A 20,881-nucleotide genomic window follows, 5' to 3' on the forward strand; every position below is an offset into this window, starting at 1 on the left:
GAATATCTTTTGAACAAGAACATGCGCATCCTGATCGTCGACGACTTTTCGACCATGCGTCGCATCGTCAAGAACCTGCTTGGCGATCTGGGCTTCACCAACACCGCCGAAGCCGAGGACGGGCATGCCGCGCTGGCCCTGCTGCAGAGCCAGCCGTTCGATTTCGTGGTCACCGACTGGAACATGCCGGTGATGACCGGCATCGAACTGCTCAAGGCTGTCCGCGCCGACCCCAAGCTCAAGACCCTGCCGGTACTGATGGTCACCGCCGAAGCCAAGCGTGAGCAGATCATCGAAGCCGCCCAGGCCGGCGTGAACGGCTACATCATCAAGCCGTTCACCGCGCAGACACTGGAAGAAAAGCTCGGCAAGATTTTCGAACGCCTGGCAGCGAGCGCCTGATGGACGCGCTGGCGCAATCACTCAGCGACAAATCCGCCCTGGTGCAACGCCTGCAGGATGCGCTGGCCGCCCTCGAGAACGGTGACGAAGCCGCCTGGCGTCAGGAAATCGACGCACTGGCGGCACTGCGCACCCAGCCAATGATGGCCGGGCTGGGGCGTCTGGCCCGCGAGCTGGGCCAGGCCTTGGGCGAGCTGCCCAGCGTACCCAGCGACGCCGGCGAGCTGGATGACGCGTGCGCGCGTCTGGACCACGTAGTGGCGATGACCGAACAGGCCACCCACCGCACCCTGGACCTGGCCGAGGAATGCCGTGCGCTGACCGAACGCCTGCGCGCCGAGGGCCTCAACGGCGACCAGGACCAGATCCTGGATCGCATCCGCCACAACCTCACCGAAGTCGCCCTGACCCAGAGTTACCAGGACCTGACCGGGCAGATCATCCGCCGCGTGGTCGGCATCGTCCGCCGCGTGCACGAAGGTTTCGGTGCGCTGGGCCTGCCGCCGCAGGAAGACGACGCGCGCAACAACGGTCTGGCCGGTCCCGCCGTGAATGGACTGGATCGCCATGCCGTGTCCCAGCACGACGCAGACGACCTGCTCTCGGATCTGGGGCTGTAAACCATGAGCACGTTCGCCGACGACATCGCCGCCGATTTCATTCTCGAAGCGCAGGAGATCCTCGATCGACTGGGCGAACAGCTGGTTACGCTGGAACAGGCGCCAGAGGATGCCGACCAGCTCAACGCCGTCTTCCGTGGCTTTCATACGCTGAAGGGCGGCGCCGGCTTCCTGGCGATCACCCCGATGGTCGAACTGTGCCACGCGGCTGAAGAAGCGCTGGGCATGGCGCGCTCGGGCAAGGCACAGTTGCTTGCCCATCATTTCGACGCTGCCCAGCAATCACTGGATTGGTTGCAATCCATGCTCGATGCCGTGTCCGCAGGCACCGAACCGGGGCACGCACCTGCCAACCTCATCGCCCAGTTCGATGTGGGTGCCGCGCCGGTGGCAGCACCGGTAAAGGCCGCAGCACCCGCTGGCGATGATGGCTTGATCAGCGAGGATGAGTTCGAGGCCCTGCTCGACCAGCTGCACGGAACAAACGCGCCCAGCGCCGTCGCGGTCAACGCCGCCGACAGCGAACTGATCAGCGAAGACGAGTTCGAAGCATTGCTCGACAAGCTGCACGCCGGCGCAGCGCCGGGCGCATCGGCTGCGCCCGTGGCCAACGCAAAGACGCCGGCGCCGGTGGCATCGACACCGCCCAGGCCGGCCGCAGCACCGTCTCCGGTAGCGCCCAAAGCGGCCCCGGCCAAGGCGGCCGAGCCGGAGCACACCGTGCGCGTGGATACCAAGCGCCTGGATGCCATCGTCAACCTGATCGGCGAGCTGGTGCTATCACGCAACCGCCTGAAAACGCTGCGCGCCCGCCTGAAGGACGAGGAGCTGGATCGCGCGGTATCGACGTTGGACATCGCCACCGCGCGCCTGCAATCGGCGGTCATGCGCACCCGCATGCAGCCGGTCGGCAAGGTTTTCTCGCGTTTCCCCAAGGTCGCACGCGACGTTGCACGTTCGCTGCAGAAGGAAGTGGACCTTGAACTGATCGGTGCCGACACCGAGCTTGACCGCAACCTGGTCGAGGCGCTGGCCGACCCGCTGGTGCATCTGGTGCGCAACGCCATCGACCATGGCGTGGAAGCGCCGGACCTGCGCGAAGCCCAGGGCAAGCCGCGCATGGGCCGGGTGCGTCTGTCCGCACAGCAGGAAGGCGACTACGTCAGCATCGAAGTGCAGGACGACGGCGCCGGCATCGACCCCGAGCGCCTGCGCGCCAAGGCGCGGGAAAAAGGCCTGATCGACCCGGAGGCCGCTGCGCGACTGAGCAGCGAGGAATGCCTGCACCTGGTCTTCCTTCCCGGCTTCTCGACCAAACAGCAGGTGACCGATATATCCGGCCGCGGCGTCGGCATGGACGTGGTGCAATCACGCATCCGCGAACTCAGCGGGCAGATCCAGATCCAATCGGAACTGGGCCGTGGCAGCCGCTTCCTGATCCGCGTACCGCTGACCCTGGCCATCCTGCCCACTTTGTTGGTGCAGGCCGGCCAGGATGTCTACGCGCTACCCTTGGCCCGCGTCATGGAAGTACTGCATGCACCGGCTACCTCGCTGGGCTGGTTTGATGGTCGTGCGGTGCTGGACCGCAAGAGCCATACCCTGGCGCTGGGCGACCTTAGACAATGGCTGGGCGTACCCCCTACGCCCGCACCGCTGCTGACGATTGTCGTGCTGCAGATGGGCGAAGCCCGCTTCGGCCTGGTCGTGGACCAAGTCCGCGGACGCGAAGAGGTGGTGATCAAACCCCTGCCGCGCGCTTTGCGCGGACTGACCGGATACGCCGGCGCCACCCTTATCGGCGACGGCCGCATGGCCCTGATCCTGGATGTGGATGGGCTGCGTGGGGGACAGGGGTAAGCAATGCAGACGCAGGAAACCGCAGACCCTGCGATCCCGCGATCCAACTAGGACAACGATCCAACCGCCCCTCTCCCGCGCGCGTAAGAGGGGCTAGCCAAGCCTCCCGATTCAAGACCGCTCCAACCAGGCCGATATACGCACCATGGACCGACTCAGCATCATTGGACTTTTCCTCGCCCTCGCCTCATTGGTCGGCGGCAGCATCCTCAAGGGCGCGGGCCTGTCCTCATTGTGGTCACCGGCCGCCTTCGTGATCGTGATCATCGGCACCATCGCCGCAATCCTTCTGCATACCTCGCCGTCGGTGTTCAAGCACGCCTTCAAGATCGTACGCTGGGTGATCAAGCCACCCGCCAGTGACCGCCGCGCGCTGGTGCAACAGATCGTGGACTGGAGCAACATCGCGCGCCGCCAGGGACTGCTCGGGCTGGAGCCGCAGGTGGACCTGCAGGACGACCCGTTCATCCGCAAGGGCCTGCAACTGGTGGTCGATGGCGTGGAGCCGGACACCATCCGCCACATGATGGAAATCGAGCTCGGCAGCCAGGAGCAACAAGACCTGGCGGCCACCAAGGTATTTGAAGGCATGGGCATCTATGCCCCTACCCTGGGCATCATCGGCGCCGTGCTTGGCCTGATCGCAGTGATGAAGAACCTGGCGGATCCCAGCAAGCTCGGCCACGGCATTGCCGCCGCATTCACCGCAACCATCTATGGCATCGCCTCGGCCAACCTGTTGTTCCTGCCGGTCTCGGCCAAGCTCAAGGGCGTGATCGCCAGCAGTAGCCGTGAGCGGGAAATGATCATCGAAGGCCTGATCGCTATTGCCCAGGGTGAAAATCCGCGCAATATCGAAAACAGCCTGGCCGGCTTTGTGAACTGAGCCATGGCACGTCGCAAACACCACGAAGAACACGCCAATCACGAAGCATGGGCCATCCCCTATGCCGACCTGATGACGCTTCTGCTTGCCTTCTTCGTGGTCATGTACGCCATCTCGTCATTGAACGAAGGCAAATACCGGGTAATGGCCGACGCACTGACCACGGCCTTCGGCGGCGCGCCCCGCACCATTACGCAGGTGCAGGTTGGCAACATGCAGATCCAGGGCGGTGGCCACGATACTCCGTCGGTGATCCGCTCCCCCAGCATGACTGGCGGTGCGATGGCCGATCCCACCCAGCTACCCTCGATGGCATCGCATATGCGCATGCCGGTATCGGCGCACAACCGCGAGCAGTTGCAGCGCGCCGAGCGCCAACTTGGCCAGATCGCCAACCAGCTGAGCGAGGCATTGGCGCCCCTGGTCAAGCAGGGCGTGATCACGGTACGCCGCACCGAGCTGTGGATCGAGGTGGAGATCAACAGCGACATCCTGTTCGGTACCGGTTCGGCCGCGCTCGGCAACGAAGCACGCGACACCTTGGGCAGGCTGGCCGACGTGCTGCTCGATGCTCCCAACGGTGTTCGCGTTGAAGGCCACACCGACAACCTCCCCATCGCAACGGCGCAGTTCCCCTCCAACTGGGAGCTGTCGGCCGCCCGCGCCGCCAGCGTGGTGCACCTGTTCGCCGACCACGGCGTGCAACCGCAGCGCCTTGCAATGGTGGGCTATGGCCAGTTCCGCCCGCGCGAAAGCAACGACGCACCTGAAGGCCGCAACCGCAACCGGCGGGTGATGGTCATCATCCTGGCCGACCAGGCCGGCGCTGCAGGCCTGCCCGACAATGCCACTGCACGTAATGAAGAACCCGCCCAGACCGGCGGCGGCAGCTCAGCTGGCGCGGCGGTACCGGCTGTCATAGAAGGAGTCCACTGATGCGTACTTGGGCCATTGCCAACCAGAAGGGTGGCGTCGGCAAGACCACCACGACCCTGTCGCTGGGCCGCGGGCTTGCCGCACGTGGCTACAAGGTTCTGCTGATCGATCTGGACCCGCACGCCTCCTTGACCCGTGCCTTCGGCGTACCCGTTGAACCCGTGCCCCAAGGCGTGCAGGAGCTGTTCGCTACCCCGCCCCACGCCATCGCCGAGCTGAGCCAAGGCAGCACCATCCCCGGCCTGGACTGTCTATGCGCGCAAGCCTCGCTGGCGACGCTGGAGCGACGAAGCGCCAACCAGCCGGGTCTCGGCCTGGCCTTGCAACAGGCGCTGGCACGTCACGGCGACCGCCACGACTACATCCTGCTGGACTGCGCGCCAACGCTGGGCCTGTTGATGATCAATGCACTGGCGGCAGCTGATCGCCTGATCATCCCGACCCAGGCCGAACCGCTCGCCTTGCACGGGCTGGATGGGATGGTCCGCACTGGTGAAATGGTCGAACGCTCGCGCAAGCGCGCTTTGCCGATTTCCGTACTCCCCACCCTGTTTGACCGCCGCACCCGGGCCGGCAATGAAACGCTGAAGCAGATGCAGGACACGCACGGCTCACGCGTCTGGGAAGATGCCATCCCGATCGACACACGCATCTGCAACCCGGCCGCGCTCACCGTGCCACTGCACGGCGAGGACTACCCGGGGCGCGGCATGGCCGCCTATCGCCGCGCACTCGAATGGTTGCTGGCCGATGAAGCCGCGCAATTGGAGCGCGCGGCATGAGCAACAACGACATCCTCGACGACTACCTGGGCGAGCTGCTGCTGGAGGTGGCCCCAGCCGCAGCGGCTGTGGCGATCGCCAAGCCAGCTGCGGACATCCCGGGAGATACGCCGGAGCTGGAGGCCGCATTCGAAGCAGCATTGGCCGAGATCGAAGCCGCCAAGACCCCGCGCGCCACGCCCATCGCGCCCGGTGACAGCGATGAGCTGCAGGCCATCTTTGACGATGCACAAGCCGCTGCCAATGCCGCCAGCAAGGGCCGCGAACCGACCTGGGATGACCTTCCCGATGAAGTCATCTACGAAGCCGGCGCTGCAGAAAGCGCCACGCTGGCGCATAGCGACAGCCCCGCCCTGCACGCGGCATTTGAAGTCGCCGCCGGTCGGCCTGAGCCCATCGCCCCGTCCGCGTCATCCGCCTCGGTATCGGCTGCAAGGCCTGTCGCCAGCGCAGCGCGACCGGTCAGCTGGCAGGAACTGCAGGCACAGGCGCAACGCCCCCCTACGCCGACCGCCCATCAGCGCCGTGCCAGCGAACGCGCGTCGCGCTGGCTGCGTTTGCGCTGCGGTCGGCAGACGTATGCCCTTGAGCTGTTGAAAGTCCAGGAAGTCGTGTTGCCCGTCCCCTTGCTGGCACTGCGCGGCACCGCCGAGGAAATGCTGGGCCTCATGAACCTCCGCGGCCAGGTGGTACCGGTCATGGACCTTTGCACCCACCTGGGCATGACCAGCACCAGCGAAGACGGCCAAACCCGCATCGTCGTACTGGAAGAAAATGGCGAGACCCTGGGCCTGCGTGTATCGGCGGTCGAGGACGTTGCAAGCCTGACCGACTCGCAGATCGAGCCACCCGACACCGCACGCATCTGCCAGATATCCAACGAGCTGTTCCGCGGCGTCGCCCGCCTGGGTGCGCAGCCGATGATCCTGCTCGATGCGACCCGGCTGCTGCAGTGATCCCTTGAGCCACCTCCCTTTCGCCTGCCAAAGCGGGAGATTGCACGCCGAGACCTGCCCCAACGCTAGGGCCGGAACAGCTCCCTTCGCCGGCACGCAGCAACAAAAAGGTGCGCGCGTTAACACTATCGAGCGCAGCCCTAAAGATCCCCGGCACCACGCCGCTATCCCTCCCAGTAACGTTTGTTCGGAGCAACGATGAGCACTGTGGCCTTGTCGCAGGATCTCGGTATCGAGTCCACCAGCCATCTGAAGCAACACCTGGCCCCCTACCTGGCACAGGCTGGTGAGCTGCGCCTGGACGCCAGCCAGGTCAGCCGCGTGCACACCGCCGCGATGCAGGTGCTGTGCGCCTTCGTGCAGGCGCGTCGGCAGGCCGGCAATGCCACCGCTTTCGACAACGCTACCGACACCTTCCGTGACGCCGCGCGCCTGCTCGGTGTCCTCCAGGCCCTGGGCCTGGAAGCAACCCCTGACACTCTGAAATCTGTGGAGAACGCTGCATGAGCGCACGAATCCTGGTGGTAGACGACTCGGCGTCGATGCGCCAGATGGTCGCATTCGCCCTTACCTCGGCCGGCTTTTCTGTTGAAGAAGCCGAAGACGGCGCCGTTGCCCTGGGCCGCGCCAAGGGCCAGCGCTTCAATGCCGTGGTCACCGACGTCAACATGCCGAACATGGACGGCATCTCGCTGATCCGCGAACTGCGCCAACTGCCCGACTACAAGTTCACGCCGATGCTGATGCTCACCACCGAATCGGCAGCCGACAAGAAGTCCGAAGGCAAGGCCGCCGGTGCAACCGGTTGGCTGGTCAAGCCGTTCAACCCGGAACAGCTGGTTGCCACCGTACAGAAAGTCCTGGGCTGATCTGCCCACCTGCCCCACCCGATCGGATACCGCGCCATGAGCATGGACCTGCAACGTTTCCACGCCACCTTTTTCGAGGAAAGCCGCGAAGGGCTGGATGCGATGGAGGCTGGCTTGCTGGCGCTGGAAGACGGCCTGCAGGACCCTGAAATCATCAACTCGGTGTTCCGCGCCGCCCACTCGATCAAGGGCGGTGCCGGCACGTTTGGTTTCGAGGCCATCGCCGCGCTGACCCACGTACTGGAAACGCTGCTCGATGAACTGCGCAGCGGCAAGCGTGCGCTCGAAGGCAATGCCGTCGATGCCATGCTGGGTTCCGTTGACGTGCTGCGCGCCCTGCTGCGCGAAGCCGAGCACGGACAGGCTGCCGACCCGGCCGCGGTCAAAACCGTTACCGATCGACTGCAGGGCGTGCTTGCGGGCGATGCCCCGGTTGCCACGGCCATCGCCAAGCAGGACGAAACACCAGATGCGTGGCAGATCGGCTTCGTTCCGGCGCCCTCGTTGTTCATGAGTGGCAACGATCCGCTGCGCATCATCCGCGAGCTGGAAACACTCGGCTCGCTGCATGTCGAACCGCGCATGGAACGCCTGCCCGGCTTCGAGCAGCTTGACCCGCTTGAAGCCTACCTTGCCTGGGATCTCGGGCTGGTCGGCAAAGTGCCCCGCAGCCGCATCGAGGACACCTTTGCCTGGGTCGTGGACGACTGCGAGCTGGACATCCGCCCCGCTGCACCGCCCAGCCTGGCGGTGAAAGCGTCGGAACCGGCCGTCGCTGCACCGATCGCCGCTGCGGAGGCCGCCAAGCCTGCTGCCGCAGGCAACCACGACGCCGAAACCTCGATCCGCGTCAGCGTCGACAAGGTCGACGCGCTGATCAATCTGGTCGGCGAACTGGTCATCACCCAGGCCATGCTCAAGCAGGTCTCCGGTGGTTTGGACCCGGTCCATGCCGAACGCCTGTTTGCCGGCCTGGATCTGCTCGAACGCAATACCCGCGACCTGCAGGAAGCGGTGATCGGCGTGCGCATGCTGCCGGTGGATGCGGTGTTCCGCCGCTTCCCGCGTCTGGTGCGTGACCTCTCCAGCCGTCTGGGCAAGCAGGTACGCCTGCGCACCATCGGCGAAGGCACCGAACTGGACAAGGGGCTGATCGAAAAGATCGCTGACCCCTTGGTCCACCTGGTCCGCAACTCCATCGACCACGGTCTGGAAATGCCAGACGTGCGGCGGGATGCTGGCAAGGACGAGACCGGCACGATCACCCTTGCTGCCTCCCATCAGGGCGGGCACATCGTGATTGAAGTCAGTGACGATGGCCGCGGCCTGAACCGTGACAAGATCCTGGCCAAGGCGATCGAACGCGGCATCAACGTGCCCGACAATCCCACCGATGCGCAGGTCTGGGATCTTATCTTCCAGCCGGGCTTCTCCACCGCTGATGCGGTGACCGACCTGTCCGGACGCGGCGTCGGCATGGATGTGGTCCGTCGCAACATCCAGGCATTGGGCGGTGAAGTGCAACTGGAGAGTCGCGGCGGTGCCGGTACCCGCGTGTTGATCCGCCTGCCGCTGACGCTCGCCATCCTTGATGGCATGACCGTATCGGTCGCCGGCGAAACCCTGATCCTGCCCTTGGCCTATGTGCTGGAAGCACTGCAACCACAGGCAGACGACATCCGCACCATGGCCGGTGAAGGCCGTGTGCTGCGCGTGCGCGGCGAATATCTGCCAATCCTGTCGCTGGGCGACTACTACGGCTACCCCACCGCACCGGCAGCCGACCCGCTGGTCGTCGTGGTCGAAGGCGATGGCCAGAAGATCGCGCTGGAAGTCGATGAGTTGCTTGGGCAGCAGCAGGTCGTGGTCAAGAACATCGAGAACAACTATCGCCGCATCAGCGGCGTGTCCGGCGCTACCATCCTCGGCGATGGCCGGGTGGCCCTGATCGTCGACATCGGTGGCCTCGTGCGCTCGTTGCGAGCCCCGCAGGCGGCCTGAGCAACCAAGGCATACCCCGAGCGTTGCAACCGGAATGACTGGCAATCGTCAGCCTGAATGCTGTCGCGCCTGCGGTAAGCCCCCGTCGGTCACCCCGCATGCGACGTCCGCCGCGGCCGTCAGCCGCTTGCGCCCCTGCAAAACCTTCCTGGCTTGGTAGGAACGGCGTAGTCCGGGAGCCAACGGCTGCGTCGGGCCATGGGCGAACGTCGCCTGCGAATTCGCCGCAGGCATCTATTCGCTTTACCCCTGGCATAACCGGGTTTGCGCCGAGCTCATCGCCAACCGGTTCGGCAGGCGGGGTGCCCTTGGCCAATCAACGCCAGGCAGCTTCCCGAAACCCTACGCTCAAGCCCGTAAGAGCGGCGCTTCAGAAACGCCGCCAGCGCGCCGATACCGCAAATCAAGCACGGCAAGCAACCGCGTCCAACCCCAATCTCCCACCGCCCGACGCGCCGGCATCCTGCCGGCGCAGCAACACCTGCACGCCAACGGAGGCGTCCGCAATGAACTGGTTCAAGAACCTCTCCATTACCCGCAAGCTGGTTTTCGCTTTCTGCGTCACTGGCTTGTTCACCCTGCTGCTGGGTGTGTTTGCCCTGTGGCGCATGAACGTGGCCAACACCCAGATCGAGCAGGTCAACCAGAACTGGATGCCGTCTGTCCAGGCGCTGGGTGAAATGCGCGCGCAGCTGGGCGAATACCGCACCTACGAGCAGGCGCAGCTCACCTACCAGGGCGACAGCAGCCAGTTGGCGGACTACGACAAGCGTCTGGCGGACACCCATGCGCTGATTTCAGCAGCGGAAAAGGCCTACGACGATATCGACGCCGACCTCGGCGCCGAAGAAGACGCCATGTACAAAAAGCTCCAGGAGCTGCGTGCCGGCTACTTCGAGGCCCATGAGCGCATCGCCGCAGCCATTGCGATGGACGACTTCGATAGCGCCCGTGCGATCTCCAGCGGGGACTCGCGCAAGCTGCGCCGGGCACTGTTCGACCAGCTCAAGCAACTGTCGCAGTTCAACCAGACCGAGCTGGACAAGCAGACTGCGGTATCACGCCAGGCCTACTCGCGCTCAGTGATGGCGGTGATTGCCGGCATTGCCATGGCACTGCTGGCGGCAACACTGCTGGCCTGGGCAATCATCCGCTCCATCATGGCACCGCTGGCCGACGCAGTGCGGGTGGCTGACGATGTCGCCGCCGGAAAACTTGATCGCCGTATCGACGTCTCGCGCAAGGATGAAATCGGAAAGCTGCTGGATTCCATGCAGCGCATGCAGGCCCAGCTGCAGGCCGTGATCGCCGCACAGCGCGAAATGGCCCAGCAGCATGACGCCGGCTTCATCAGCCACCGCATGGACGAGACCGCGTTCCCGGGCGACTACGGTGTCATGGTCAAGGAAAGCAACACGCTGGTCGCCTCGCACTTGCAGCTGATCCAGTCTGCCCTGGACATCATCCAGCGCTATTCCCAGGGCGACCTGTCGCAGGATATCGAGCGCCTGCCTGCCGAAAAGGCGGTGATGACCGACACCGTCGATGCAGTGAAGGCAAGCCTTGCCGCAATCAATGGCGAGATCAAGCGCCTGGCCAACGCCGCTGCCCTGGGTGACTTTTCCCAGCGTGGCGACGCCGATGCCTACCAGCATGACTTCCGCGACATGGTGTCCGGCCTCAATCAACTGATGCAGACCACGGATGGCAACCTGCAGGAAGTCTCCAAGCTGCTGCAGGCCATCGCCCGCGGTGACCTCACCGTCCGCATGCAGGGCCAGTTCCACGGCGTGTTCGCCCATATGCGCGACGACGCCGACGCAACCGTCGATCAGCTGACCAGTATCGTCGGGCGCATCCAGCAGGCGGCCTCGGCGATCAATCTGGCCGCAAGTGAGATTGCAACCGGCAACAACGACCTCTCGCGCCGCACCGAACAACAGGCAGCCAACCTGGAAGAAACCGCCGCCTCGATGGAAGAGCTGACCTCCACTGTCCGCCAGAACGCCGAGCATGCCCGCCAGGCCAACCAGCTGGCGATCGGCGCGCACGATGTGGCCAGCCGCGGTGGCACGGTTGTCGACCAGGTGGTCACCACCATGGGCGATATCGAGGCTTCATCCAAGAAGATTGCCGACATCATCAGCGTGATCGACGGCATCGCATTCCAGACCAATATCCTGGCGCTGAACGCCGCCGTGGAAGCCGCTCGTGCCGGCGAACAGGGTCGCGGCTTTGCCGTGGTTGCCAGCGAAGTCCGCACGCTCGCGCAGCGTTCGGCCTCCGCCGCCAAGGAAATCAAGGACCTGATCCAGGACTCGGTCAACAAGGTTGGCGAAGGCTCTGCGCTGGTCAACCAGGCCGGCACCACGATGGGCGACATCGTTGGATCGGTACAGCGTGTCAACGACATCATGGCTGAGATTTCCGCTGCATCGCAGGAACAGTCGGCCGGCATCGAGCAGGTCAACCAGACCGTGATGCAGATGGATGAAACCACGCAGCAGAATGCGGCATTGGTCGAAGAAGCAACCGCGGCGGCGCGTGCCATGGAAGACCAGGCTGCGCAGCTTATTGCCGCTGTGGCTGCATTCCAGCTGCAGCAACCTGCAGTCGCGGTTGCCGCGCGCGCCACTGCACAAAGCGTTCCTGCAGCAGCGAGCGTCCGCCGCGATGGCACTGCCCCAAAGCGGGTGAGCGCGCCGGTGACGGCCATGGCAAGCGGTGGCGACTGGCACGAATTCTGAGCCAACGGCCGCTGGGTTGATTGCTCCATTCAAGCCCCCGCCGCATGCGGGGGCTTTTCTTTGCGCCTTCCTCTGGGAGGCAAGCGACACCAACTGGAGCCGCACGAAGTATCAAAGCATCAATGCGGAGGTTCGCAGCCGTGATGGCAAGGCCTGTGATCCATGACCAGCAAACAGCACCCAAAAAGGAGACGCAGCTGACCATGGGCCCGGTCGAGCACCGGGTGGGCGGAACCGTTGCCTCGCAATCGGCAAGATCATCCACTGTCTGGCTTCCCGGGGTGCGCTGCCCCTGACCGGCGCTACGGCAGCTGAGCTCGGTCGCCCCCAAAGCCCAAACTTCCACCGTAGCTCCGCCTTCCAGCGAAGGCGCATTCCTTTAGCTGCCCTCTTTCATTTCTCCGTTGCTGCAACCATCCCAAAAAAATATCGAATTATTTTTTTCTCGCAGCAGTTGAAGCGAAATGGCTGTTACTCAATCCCCCACCACAAAACCCGTGAAATCGAGGATCACAGCACAGTGTCTTACGGCGCGCCATCAAGCATTTTTCGTCAACATCTTGAACGCCTCAGAGAAGTGAAAGGTATGTGATGATTATCACTGAACTCTTAAGAAAACCCTGCTAACCGGCGATCTACAGGCCGTCAAACCAGCGCCGCTATCGGCTTTGACAACACCGCAACTGCGCTGATGTACGCACGCCGTGTAGGGCCCGATACCAGGGATGTGGGCCGCACGGAACAACCGCTGACGATCTGGAGAGAAAGAGATGGAGTTCTTCCGTAACCTGAGCATTGCCCGCAAACTCGCTATCGCTTTTACCCTGACCACCGCCACTACCCTGGCCATGGGTGGCTTTGCCGTCGTGCGCCTGAACCACGCCACTGCGCAGCTCGACGAGGTCACCACCCGGTACATGCCCGCCGTGCAGCACCTGGAGCGGATCCGCGCCGATCTGGCAGAGATCCGTATCGCCGAGCTTTCGCAGCTTGCTCATCTGGACGAACCGCAGTTCCTGGCCGAGTACAACCAGCGCATCAGCGACCAGCGGCAGAAGCTCGCCGAGCATCGCAAGCTGTACGAGGCCCTGCCCGCCAGCACCGAGCAGCAACGGCTGTACGCGCAGATGCAGACCACCCTGGATGCGTACTTCAGCGCCCATACGTTGATGGAAAAAGCCATCAGCGAGGGGCAGAACGAACTCGCACAGACCATTTCCAATGATCAGTCCAGGATCAGCCGCCGCGATCTGTTCGAAGCTGTCGAACAACTGTCAGCCTATGTCGCGTCCACACTGGACCGGGAAGTCGCTGAGGCCAATGCCGCACAGACACGCAGCACTGCCATCATCTTCACCTGCATGGCATTGCTGGGCCTGTTGTCGGTCGTCCTTGCCGTGGTGATCGTACGCTCGATCGTCGGCCCGGTAGGCGCTGCAGTCCGCGCCGCCGACGAGGTAGCCAACGGCCGCCTGGACGGCGTGATCGACGCCAACCGCAAGGACGAAATCGGCAGCCTGCTCAGTTCGATGCAGCGCATGCAGGGGCAGCTCAAGGCTGTGATCGCCGCGCAGGCGGAAATGACCCATCAGCATGACCTGGGCCAGATCAGCCATCGCATGGATGAAAGCCGCTTCCCCGGCGAGTTTGGCCGCATGGTGGGTGGCGTCAATGCCTTGGTCGCCCAGCACATCGGCGTCAAGATGAAAACCGTGGAGGTCATGCGTCGCTACGCCCGTGGCGACCTTTCGGTAGACATGGACCGCCTGCCGGGGGAAAAAGCGGTGATCACCGATGCGATGGATGGCACCAAGGCCAGCCTGTCGGCGATCAACTCCGAGATCAAGCGCCTTGCAGCTTCGGCCGCTGCAGGCGACTTCAGCCAACGCGGCGATGCCGAGCGCTTCGAGTACGACTTCCGCGACATGATCGAGGGCTTGAATGCGCTTATGCACACCACCGACGACAACCTCGCGCACCTGTCTCGCTTGCTGCAGGCCATCGCCCAGGGCGACCTGACCTCGCGCATGGAAGGCGATTTCCACGGCGTCTTTGCGCGCATGCGTGACGATGGCAACGCCAGCATCGACCAGCTGGCGGCTATCGTGATGCGCATCCAGGCCAGCAGCGGCAGCATCAGCTTGTCGTCCAGCGAGATTGCCACTGGCAACAACGACCTGTCGCGCCGCACCGAACAGCAGGCTGCCAACCTGGAAGAAACCGCCGCGTCGATGGAAGAGCTGACCTCCACCGTCCGCCAGAATGCCGAGCATGCCCGCCAGGCCGACCAACTGGCCCGCGGTGCAGCCGGGGTGGCCGCCCAAGGCGGTGAGGTCGTCGGCCAGGTGGTCACCACCATGACGTCGATCGAGCAGTCCTCACAGCGCATCGCCGACATCATCAGCGTTATCGACGGCATCGCGTTCCAGACCAACATCCTGGCACTCAATGCCGCCGTGGAAGCGGCGCGTGCAGGCGACCAGGGCCGCGGCTTCGCGGTGGTAGCGTCGGAGGTTCGGACGCTGGCGCAACGCTCCGCTGCAGCCGCCAAGGAGATCAAATCGCTGATCGACGACTCCGTCGGCAAGGTCAGCGAGGGCTCGCAGCTGGTCCGCCGCGCAGGTGCCACGATGGATGAAATCGTAGCCTCGGTGCAACGCGTCACCACCATCATGAGCGATATCGCCGCCGCGTCGCAGGAGCAGACTGCTGGCATCGAGCAGGTCAACCAGACCGTGATGCAGATGGATGAAACCACCCAACAGAACGCCGCCCTGGTGGAAGAGGCGACTGCCGCAGCCCGCTCGATGGAAGACCAGGCGCGCCAGCTGACCGATGCCGTGGCCCAGTTCCGCTTGGCCGATAGTGTGAGCGCTTCGCTGGCGCGGGTCGCCGCCAGTGTCGCGCCACCGCAACCCAAGCCGCGCCCGGCGTTGCGGGCCATTCCCACCGCACCTGGCCGCAGCCCGGTAACCGGCGGCGAGAACTGGCAGGAGTTCTGAGGCATGCACCAGCGACGGGTTGGATACCGTACCCGACCCGTCGCTGGGCAGATCCTGGGGAGGAGCGCCCGGCACATGACGCTTCCACCCAAGCAGCCGCCGGCACTTCCCGGCCAGCACCATCACGCCAACACGCTGCTCACGATCGCACTCCACACATCCGTCGCTGAACTCACATCGCGCTTCGACTTGGCGACCTAACTGTCCCTGTCCGCGTCCACCAGTGAATCCACATCGGGAAACACGTTATGCGGGTCGTACCGGCGCCGAAGGACCTGCAGACGCTCCCAAGCCTCGGCTGAAAAGCAGCGGCTCACCTGCGCGCCCCACGCCTCCAGGTCGAACTCGTTGATGTAGCTGGCCGGCGCCACCGACGCGAGCTCTTCATGGACCGACCTCAGCCAACCGTTGTTTTCGACATCGTCGGCTTCCTCGTTCCACTGCGCATAGACCGAAGCCGACAGCCGTCCGCGCACGGAATATGCCGCATCCTCGAGCGCGTGCGGGGGGCGAGGTATCAACAACGCAAAAGTCGATGCGGAAGGGCGCTCCGCTAGCCGATGCAACAAACCTTCGGCCAGGTCAACCACGTTATCGCCAATGAAGTTGTCCGCACGGTAGCGTCGACACACCATGGCCAGCCGGGTCTGTTGATAGATCGGCTCGAAACTCGCCAACTGCGCTGAACTGCAGGCCCCCAGGTAGCTTTCGAGGCGCTCTTGCAGTACGTTCAACAGTCGCGAAGCAGTATCCTGATCGTCGCAGAAAGCCGTGACACCGAACGATGCAGGCAGGCCGGTATCTCCACCAATTGCTATCATCGGTTGTACGCGGTGATCCAGCGGATCCTCGCATATCGTCGCCAGTACCGCCGCAATGCACCCTGGATCGAGCGCATAGTTCCGGGCAAGCATGACCTTCGGTGACGGCCAGCAGCGCAGATGGAAACAAACGACCACGAAGAACAGGCACGGCCCACCCCCACGCGCAGCCCAGAACAAATCGCTGTTCTCTCTATCGCTCAGGTGAAGTAATCGCCCGTCGGCCATCACCACATCCAGGGCGAGAATGTTGAAGGTACTCATGCCACCCCAGGCATCGCAGTTGATCCCAAGGCCACCGCCTAGAAGAAACCCGCCAATTCCCACATTCGCGCCGTGACCAGTTGGGAGCGCCAGGCCATGTACGCCCAAGGCGGCGGAAAGTTGCGCACTTGTCACCCCCGGACCGGCACGTGTGATCCGCTGTTCGGCGGCAACCCGGATCTCGTTGAGTGCGGACATGTCGAGCAGCAACCCGCCTCGGCGAAGAAAGCTGCCAGCGTAGCTGTGGCCAGACCCCTTCACCGCAACACCCAGTCGGTGCGACCGCGCGAACTCGATGCTCTTGATTACGTCATCAATACTGGCAACGCGGACGATGTACTCCGGGCAGCGTTGGAAGTCACGTTTGTTCCATGCCGTTCCGTAGTACCAACTGGCGTACTCGGCGTGGTGGCGCGACCTGACCTTTCCTTCCAACGTTTGTGAAAAGGCCCGGAAGTCGTCGGGCAAGATCCTTGCGTGGTGATGTTCCATGGTTGGCTCCCGGAGTTCCGTGGGTCAAGCGGATGTGCGGACGCCGCAAAGTGCACGGGTCACGGAATACAGTGGCAACGGCTGCAGCCCCAATCGCGTTTTAATCCGCTCATTGAGGCGTCCTGCTTCAACGGTCCTCATGCCCTCGCGCAATGCCCATTGGTAGGCATGGGCAAAACATATGGTGTAAGGGCTGTAGTCGGTCAGGTCATAGCGCATGCCTGCGGACCAGATGCACAGCAGGTCCCCATCGATGAAACAGATCAGCCCACCTACTACCTCGCCTGCGTCCTCGACAAGAACCAGGCGCATGATTTGGCCGCATTCAATGACAAAGCGCGCCAGCTGTTCCGCCGGGAAGTACTGCGGCGTGCCATTGCGCGCAGTTGTCTGCTGGCACAGCGCCGTGAGCTCGCGCAGCCGACGATCGAAAGGCGGCGCAACTACGCTGATCGCCCCCTGCCCCGCCCCGAACTTGCGCAGCTGTCGGGTCATTTCATAGCGACCATCTTTCGGCAGCGTACGCACAAGCACGTCAAAGCTGTCGACCTCGGCGAGGTCCATGAAGTAGCGGTCAACCAGGTAGCGCGTCTCGAACCCCGGCATAGCCGCCAATTTCTGCGCGTGTTCTTCAACAACGTTCAGAAGGCCTGCGTACTGGGCGCCACACTCCAAAGCGAGTTCATGCAGCGCCGTCATCAGCGCCTGGACTGCAGCATAGGAACACGCGAGCGCACGCGAATCAAAGCAATGCATGACATGACTGAACAACGCCGACTGTCCCGCCTCACTCTGGATTCTGGCCGTCCTTTGCAGCAAGCCAAAAGGATCTACCGAGGCCACAGACTGGAGGTAGGCTGGAAGAAAGCCCACCAGTTCACCAGCATCGCGCGCCAGCAGGTAGTACGCAGCCTTGATGGGCAACAGCGGTGCGCGCTCAGCTGCGCACAGGAAACCCCAATCGTAGAAAAACGACGCGTTGCAGGCACGATGAAACCGGCGAACCTCGCCTTCATCCAGTTCCAGTACCGAACGCCGGATCTCGACTTCAATCGTCATCGACTCCTCCGGATCGCTTGCGACGCCGGTCGACTTGCCAGCGGCGGTTACGAATGACCCACGTCAAACCCAGGCGTGACGCGCTGCCAGCGGCAGCACGACGTCAGTGCGGTTTCAGCGCTTGCGGCACTGGATGATGGCGGCGTGCGGCTGGGCCACATAGGCCTGCAACGCCTGCGGAACAGGTTCCATGCCGTGGCCTGGCGCGAGTCGTGGATTTGACCACTCAATCATATCGGCGCCCGCCTCGTGCAGTGCCGCCTCAATCGCTTCCTGCGACCAGTACCAGGCGTGGACGCTTGCGTTCTGGCTTCCATGGTGCAGATCCAGCCGCAACCTGCCACCGTCGCGATACGGCTCGGCAACATCGTCGGGCGAAAGCGAGAAGCCACAGCCACTGTAATAGTCCGGCGCCGGTGCATAGCGAGGATGAAGTGGCAAGGCGACAAGCCGGCCACCAGGCCTGAGCGGCGCCATCATCTCGGCAGCCATCTGCTTCAATTCCGGGATCGTCGTGGCGTACGGGAACACATAGACCGCTAGTACCACATCGAAATTTCGCTCGCATCCTTCATCGATAACGCCGCAGAAGCCGATGTCCAGATCTTCGCGCCGGGCACAACGCCGCGCATAGTCCAACATGCCTTCGGCCAGGTCATAGCCCACGACTTGCCGGGCACCAGCATGCTTCATCAGGCGGGAGTAGTAGCCGCTACCGCAGCCGTACTCAAATGCATCCAGCCCCCGCAGGTCGCCGATTGCTGCAAAAACACTGGGGGTTTCTATATGGCGACGGAATGGCCACGTGGCCATGTCCTCGTAGAGCGCACCCAACTGATCAAACTGATAAGCCGCTTCCTTGCTCATGCGCCGTCTCCTTTCGTCAAGGGTACTGCTGAGAATGCGCGATGCTGCGGGATCGCGGCATGTTAAACCGTGATTCCAGTTCTAGATCAGCACATTTACGGCTGCAGCATCCAGTTTGGCGCGATCCCTTGAGCCCCAACGGACCGTCAAAATTCCGCCACTGCCGACACGGATCTCAAAACCAGGCCTGCTGTCCGACACTACTGGGCGCTCTTCTTACTCCTGCAGTGATCGACAACAACAAATCTCGTAACAGCCAGCCTAAAGATGCTAAAAAGGCGGCCGTTATCACAGTTTGTGACGCCCCATTCTGTGGGCGTTGCCTTACGGTCATCTTGCAGCGCGTCCATGCCCGAACACGCATCGTCAGTAACATCGGCCTCCCTTCACGCCGGCAACCTGTATGCCGACGACCGCTACATGGTGCGCAATCGCCACCAGATACGTCATCTGCTGCAGGCAATGATCGACCAGCGCTCCATGGTCACTGTTCATCCGGATGGGCGCGACCAATCTTTCCCGTCGGCAGTGCTGGAGGTAGATGGGGACGGTCTCATCCTTGACGCCAGCCCTGTTCCTTCGGTGAACCACGCGGTGGAAACCGCAACCAGCCTGCTGTGTTTCGGGCAGGTGGACAAGGTGAATGTCCGCTTCCACTTGCACGGGCACCGGCGGGTTGACCGCGATGGGCATGTCGCATTCGAAGCCGCCCTTCCCGAGGAAGTGCATCACCTGCAACGGCGCGAGTTCTACCGCCTGGAAACACCGGTGGGTGATTCGCCCTACTTCGACTTGCCGGATCCTGAAGGTAACGACGCCATACGCCTGCGGGTCCTGGACATCAGTGCGGGTGGCATCGCCTTGCTGCTGCCTGCCGAGCAGACCCTGCTTAATCTGCAGGCCCGCTATACCGGCATCCTGGACATTCCGGAAGCCGCGCCCTTCACCACCGCCGTAATCGCCTGCAATCTGCGCCAGCAGAAACAGCCAAACGGGCTGGAGATGACCCGGGTAGGCCTGCGCTTCAGCGACCTTCCCCGCGGCGCCGACAATCTGATCCAACGCTACATCTTCCGGATCGATCGGTTGCGCAAGGCCCGCAGCAACGGGGATTGAGCCCTGCCCACCGCCCTGATCGCTCGCTCGCCCATGCGATCGTTCCAGTCGCGCACGCGCCACACCTAAAGTCCCTGCCCCCGGCGCCGATACCGGTGCAACAGCCGCACGCACCGGCATACCGCCAGGACCAGGACCGCCATGAACGATACCCGCACCACCACCGCCGAAGGCACCGGCGGCGAGTACCTCAGCTTCACCCTCGGCAACGAGCACTACGGCGTGGACATCCTCAAGGTCCAGGAAATCCGTGGCTACGACTCGGTCACCCGCGTGCCAGATGCCCCCGACTACATCAAGGGCGTCATCAACCTGCGCGGCACCATCGTCCCGGTCATCGACCTGCGCCTGAAACTGCGCCTGGACGAAGCGCGCTATGACGCGTTCACGGTGATGATCGTGCTCAACGTTGAAGACCGCGTGGTCGGCATCGTCGTCGACAGCGTCTCCGACGTCATCCCCCTCGCCGCCGAGCAGATCCGCCCCACGCCGGAATTCGGCGCCGCCGTGGATACGCGCTTCATTTCGGGCATCGGCACCCAGGACGACCGCATGTTGATCCTGCTCGACATCGAAACCCTGCTGGATACCGCCGACCTTGGCCAGTCCAACAGCGTCGAAGAAGTCGCGGCCTGAACCCCCAACCTTGAGCGCCATCACAAATCCGAACTCCCGGCTTAAGCCGGCGTGAGCACGGCCGATAGCGCATGCATGCCTGCCCTCCCCGACAGGCCCACCGTCATCCCGGAGATATCGATGTACAAGTCCCTGCTTCCGCTGCTTACCGCTGCCGCCCTGGCAACCACCTCGTTCGCCGCTGCGGCCGACACCGCCGAAATGATCCCGCCGGAGAACGCTGCCCGCTTCGCCGGCCGTGACGGCATGGTCTGCGGCAAGGTGGAGAAGGCCCGTTACGCCGAAGGCTCAGAAGGCCAGCCGACGTTCCTGCACATGGGTGGTGCATTCCCGCGCCATACGTTTTCGGCACGCATTTCCGGCGCCAACCGCGGCAAATTCAGCTTCCCGCTGGAGACGCTGGAAGGCAAGACCGTATGCGTGATCGGCAAGATCGAACGCGAAGCCTCGCGCGCGGAAATCGAAGTCAGCTCACCCTCGGGCCTGAAGCTGGCCAACATCAAGTAATCCTGCCCGTGTACACGCCGGAGTAGCCGGCGTGTCCTTCCGTGCGGCATACGCATGG

At 63.5% G+C, this 20,881-nt stretch carries 18 protein-coding genes; 15 read left to right on the forward strand and 3 right to left on the reverse strand.

Annotated elements, in window-relative coordinates; translation table 11 throughout:
- The first annotated feature begins 9 nt into the window (after nt 1–9).
- From cheY to RT460_RS00585, 12 genes are all read left to right on the forward strand, one after another.
- Entirely contained in the window at nt 10–402 is a 393-nt protein-coding gene (gene cheY / locus RT460_RS00530; RefSeq protein ID WP_293717281.1) for a chemotaxis response regulator CheY, read from the forward strand.
- Complete coding sequence (locus RT460_RS00535; protein WP_313316521.1) at nt 402–1,022, forward strand: protein phosphatase CheZ; 621 nt, start codon at nt 402–404, stop codon at nt 1,020–1,022. Before cheY ends, RT460_RS00535 begins: the two co-directional genes overlap by 1 nt.
- 3 nt (nt 1,023–1,025) lie before the next feature.
- On the forward strand, nt 1,026–2,882 hold the full coding sequence (locus RT460_RS00540; RefSeq protein ID WP_313316522.1) for a chemotaxis protein CheA: 1,857 nt from the start codon (nt 1,026–1,028) through the stop codon (nt 2,880–2,882).
- Between the two features lie 145 nt (nt 2,883–3,027).
- Nucleotides 3,028–3,768, forward strand: coding sequence for a flagellar motor protein (locus tag RT460_RS00545; protein ID WP_313316523.1), 741 nt, complete (start codon nt 3,028–3,030; stop codon nt 3,766–3,768).
- A 3-nt stretch (nt 3,769–3,771) separates the two neighbouring features.
- Entirely contained in the window at nt 3,772–4,704 is a 933-nt protein-coding gene (motD, locus tag RT460_RS00550; protein ID WP_313316524.1) for a flagellar motor protein MotD, read from the forward strand.
- Nucleotides 4,704–5,486, forward strand: a complete 783-nt coding sequence (locus RT460_RS00555) for a ParA family protein (protein ID WP_313316525.1) — start codon at nt 4,704–4,706, stop codon at nt 5,484–5,486. Before motD ends, RT460_RS00555 begins: the two co-directional genes overlap by 1 nt.
- Nucleotides 5,483–6,442 carry a chemotaxis protein CheW gene (locus RT460_RS00560; protein WP_313316526.1) on the forward strand — a complete coding sequence of 320 codons (960 nt, stop codon included), beginning with the start codon at nt 5,483–5,485 and terminating at the stop codon, nt 6,440–6,442. The genes RT460_RS00555 and RT460_RS00560 overlap by 4 nt, the downstream gene beginning before the upstream one ends.
- 198 nt (nt 6,443–6,640) lie before the next feature.
- Nucleotides 6,641–6,949 (forward strand): STAS domain-containing protein, encoded by a 309-nt coding sequence (locus RT460_RS00565; protein WP_313316527.1) that lies wholly within the window; start codon nt 6,641–6,643, stop codon nt 6,947–6,949.
- Complete coding sequence (locus tag RT460_RS00570) at nt 6,946–7,311, forward strand: response regulator (RefSeq protein ID WP_293717289.1); 366 nt, start codon at nt 6,946–6,948, stop codon at nt 7,309–7,311. The genes RT460_RS00565 and RT460_RS00570 overlap by 4 nt, the downstream gene beginning before the upstream one ends.
- Nucleotides 7,312–7,347: 36 nt before the next feature.
- The gene (locus RT460_RS00575; protein ID WP_313316528.1) at nt 7,348–9,312 is read left to right on the forward strand and encodes a chemotaxis protein CheA; all 1,965 of its coding nucleotides are present in this window, start codon (nt 7,348–7,350) and stop codon (nt 9,310–9,312) included.
- Between the two features lie 506 nt (nt 9,313–9,818).
- Nucleotides 9,819–12,059: a methyl-accepting chemotaxis protein gene (locus RT460_RS00580; RefSeq protein WP_313316529.1), complete on the forward strand. Its 2,241-nt coding sequence runs from the start codon at nt 9,819–9,821 to the stop codon at nt 12,057–12,059.
- Between the two features lie 770 nt (nt 12,060–12,829).
- Nucleotides 12,830–15,061, forward strand: coding sequence for a methyl-accepting chemotaxis protein (locus RT460_RS00585; RefSeq protein WP_313316530.1), 2,232 nt, complete (start codon nt 12,830–12,832; stop codon nt 15,059–15,061).
- Nucleotides 15,062–15,258: 197 nt separating this feature from the next.
- Here the strand turns inward: RT460_RS00585 and RT460_RS00590 are convergent, their stop codons facing one another.
- The 3 genes from RT460_RS00590 to RT460_RS00600 all read right to left on the reverse strand — a co-directional run bounded on the left by RT460_RS00590 (nt 15,259) and on the right by RT460_RS00600 (nt 18,564).
- Complete coding sequence (locus tag RT460_RS00590) at nt 15,259–16,638, reverse strand: FAD-binding oxidoreductase (RefSeq protein WP_313316531.1); 1,380 nt, start codon at nt 16,636–16,638, stop codon at nt 15,259–15,261.
- Nucleotides 16,639–16,662: 24 nt separating this feature from the next.
- Nucleotides 16,663–17,697: a GNAT family N-acetyltransferase gene (locus RT460_RS00595; RefSeq protein ID WP_313316532.1), complete on the reverse strand. Its 1,035-nt coding sequence runs from the start codon at nt 17,695–17,697 to the stop codon at nt 16,663–16,665.
- A 114-nt stretch (nt 17,698–17,811) separates the two neighbouring features.
- Entirely contained in the window at nt 17,812–18,564 is a 753-nt protein-coding gene (locus RT460_RS00600) for a class I SAM-dependent methyltransferase (RefSeq protein WP_313316533.1), read from the reverse strand.
- A gap of 348 nt (nt 18,565–18,912) precedes the next feature.
- Here RT460_RS00600 and RT460_RS00605 point away from each other — a divergent pair, with 348 nt between their 5' ends.
- From RT460_RS00605 to RT460_RS00615, 3 genes are all read left to right on the forward strand, one after another.
- Nucleotides 18,913–19,680 (forward strand): flagellar brake protein, encoded by a 768-nt coding sequence (locus RT460_RS00605; RefSeq protein WP_313316534.1) that lies wholly within the window; start codon nt 18,913–18,915, stop codon nt 19,678–19,680.
- Nucleotides 19,681–19,821: 141 nt separating this feature from the next.
- A complete protein-coding gene (locus RT460_RS00610; protein ID WP_313316535.1) occupies nt 19,822–20,316 on the forward strand; it encodes a chemotaxis protein CheW in 495 nt (164 codons plus the stop codon).
- A 201-nt stretch (nt 20,317–20,517) separates the two neighbouring features.
- Nucleotides 20,518–20,823 carry a hypothetical protein gene (locus RT460_RS00615; protein ID WP_313316665.1) on the forward strand — a complete coding sequence of 102 codons (306 nt, stop codon included), beginning with the start codon at nt 20,518–20,520 and terminating at the stop codon, nt 20,821–20,823.
- Nucleotides 20,824–20,881: the final 58 nt, after the last annotated feature.

It is taken from the genome of Stenotrophomonas sp. (assembly GCF_032061965.1).
Lineage (GTDB): Bacteria > Pseudomonadota > Gammaproteobacteria > Xanthomonadales > Xanthomonadaceae > Stenotrophomonas.

Bases quoted from the DNA above. Each gene is read 5' to 3' on its own strand.
- RT460_RS00570 (WP_293717289.1), top strand. From the start codon at position 6,946: ATGAGCGCACGAATCCTGGTGGTAGACGACTCGGCGTCGATGCGCCAG.
- motD (WP_313316524.1), top strand. From the start codon at position 3,772: ATGGCACGTCGCAAACACCACGAAGAACACGCCAATCACGAAGCATGG.
- RT460_RS00615 (WP_313316665.1), top strand. From the start codon at position 20,518: ATGATCCCGCCGGAGAACGCTGCCCGCTTCGCCGGCCGTGACGGCATG.
- RT460_RS00595 (WP_313316532.1), bottom strand. From the start codon at position 17,697: ATGACGATTGAAGTCGAGATCCGGCGTTCGGTACTGGAACTGGATGAA.
- RT460_RS00560 (WP_313316526.1), top strand. From the start codon at position 5,483: ATGAGCAACAACGACATCCTCGACGACTACCTGGGCGAGCTGCTGCTG.
- RT460_RS00585 (WP_313316530.1), top strand. From the start codon at position 12,830: ATGGAGTTCTTCCGTAACCTGAGCATTGCCCGCAAACTCGCTATCGCT.
- RT460_RS00565 (WP_313316527.1), top strand. From the start codon at position 6,641: ATGAGCACTGTGGCCTTGTCGCAGGATCTCGGTATCGAGTCCACCAGC.
- RT460_RS00540 (WP_313316522.1), top strand. From the start codon at position 1,026: ATGAGCACGTTCGCCGACGACATCGCCGCCGATTTCATTCTCGAAGCG.
- RT460_RS00535 (WP_313316521.1), top strand. From the start codon at position 402: ATGGACGCGCTGGCGCAATCACTCAGCGACAAATCCGCCCTGGTGCAA.
- RT460_RS00600 (WP_313316533.1), bottom strand. From the start codon at position 18,564: ATGAGCAAGGAAGCGGCTTATCAGTTTGATCAGTTGGGTGCGCTCTAC.
- RT460_RS00555 (WP_313316525.1), top strand. From the start codon at position 4,704: ATGCGTACTTGGGCCATTGCCAACCAGAAGGGTGGCGTCGGCAAGACC.
- RT460_RS00610 (WP_313316535.1), top strand. From the start codon at position 19,822: ATGAACGATACCCGCACCACCACCGCCGAAGGCACCGGCGGCGAGTAC.
- RT460_RS00545 (WP_313316523.1), top strand. From the start codon at position 3,028: ATGGACCGACTCAGCATCATTGGACTTTTCCTCGCCCTCGCCTCATTG.
- RT460_RS00605 (WP_313316534.1), top strand. From the start codon at position 18,913: ATGCCCGAACACGCATCGTCAGTAACATCGGCCTCCCTTCACGCCGGC.
- RT460_RS00580 (WP_313316529.1), top strand. From the start codon at position 9,819: ATGAACTGGTTCAAGAACCTCTCCATTACCCGCAAGCTGGTTTTCGCT.
- RT460_RS00575 (WP_313316528.1), top strand. From the start codon at position 7,348: ATGAGCATGGACCTGCAACGTTTCCACGCCACCTTTTTCGAGGAAAGC.
- RT460_RS00590 (WP_313316531.1), bottom strand. From the start codon at position 16,638: ATGGAACATCACCACGCAAGGATCTTGCCCGACGACTTCCGGGCCTTT.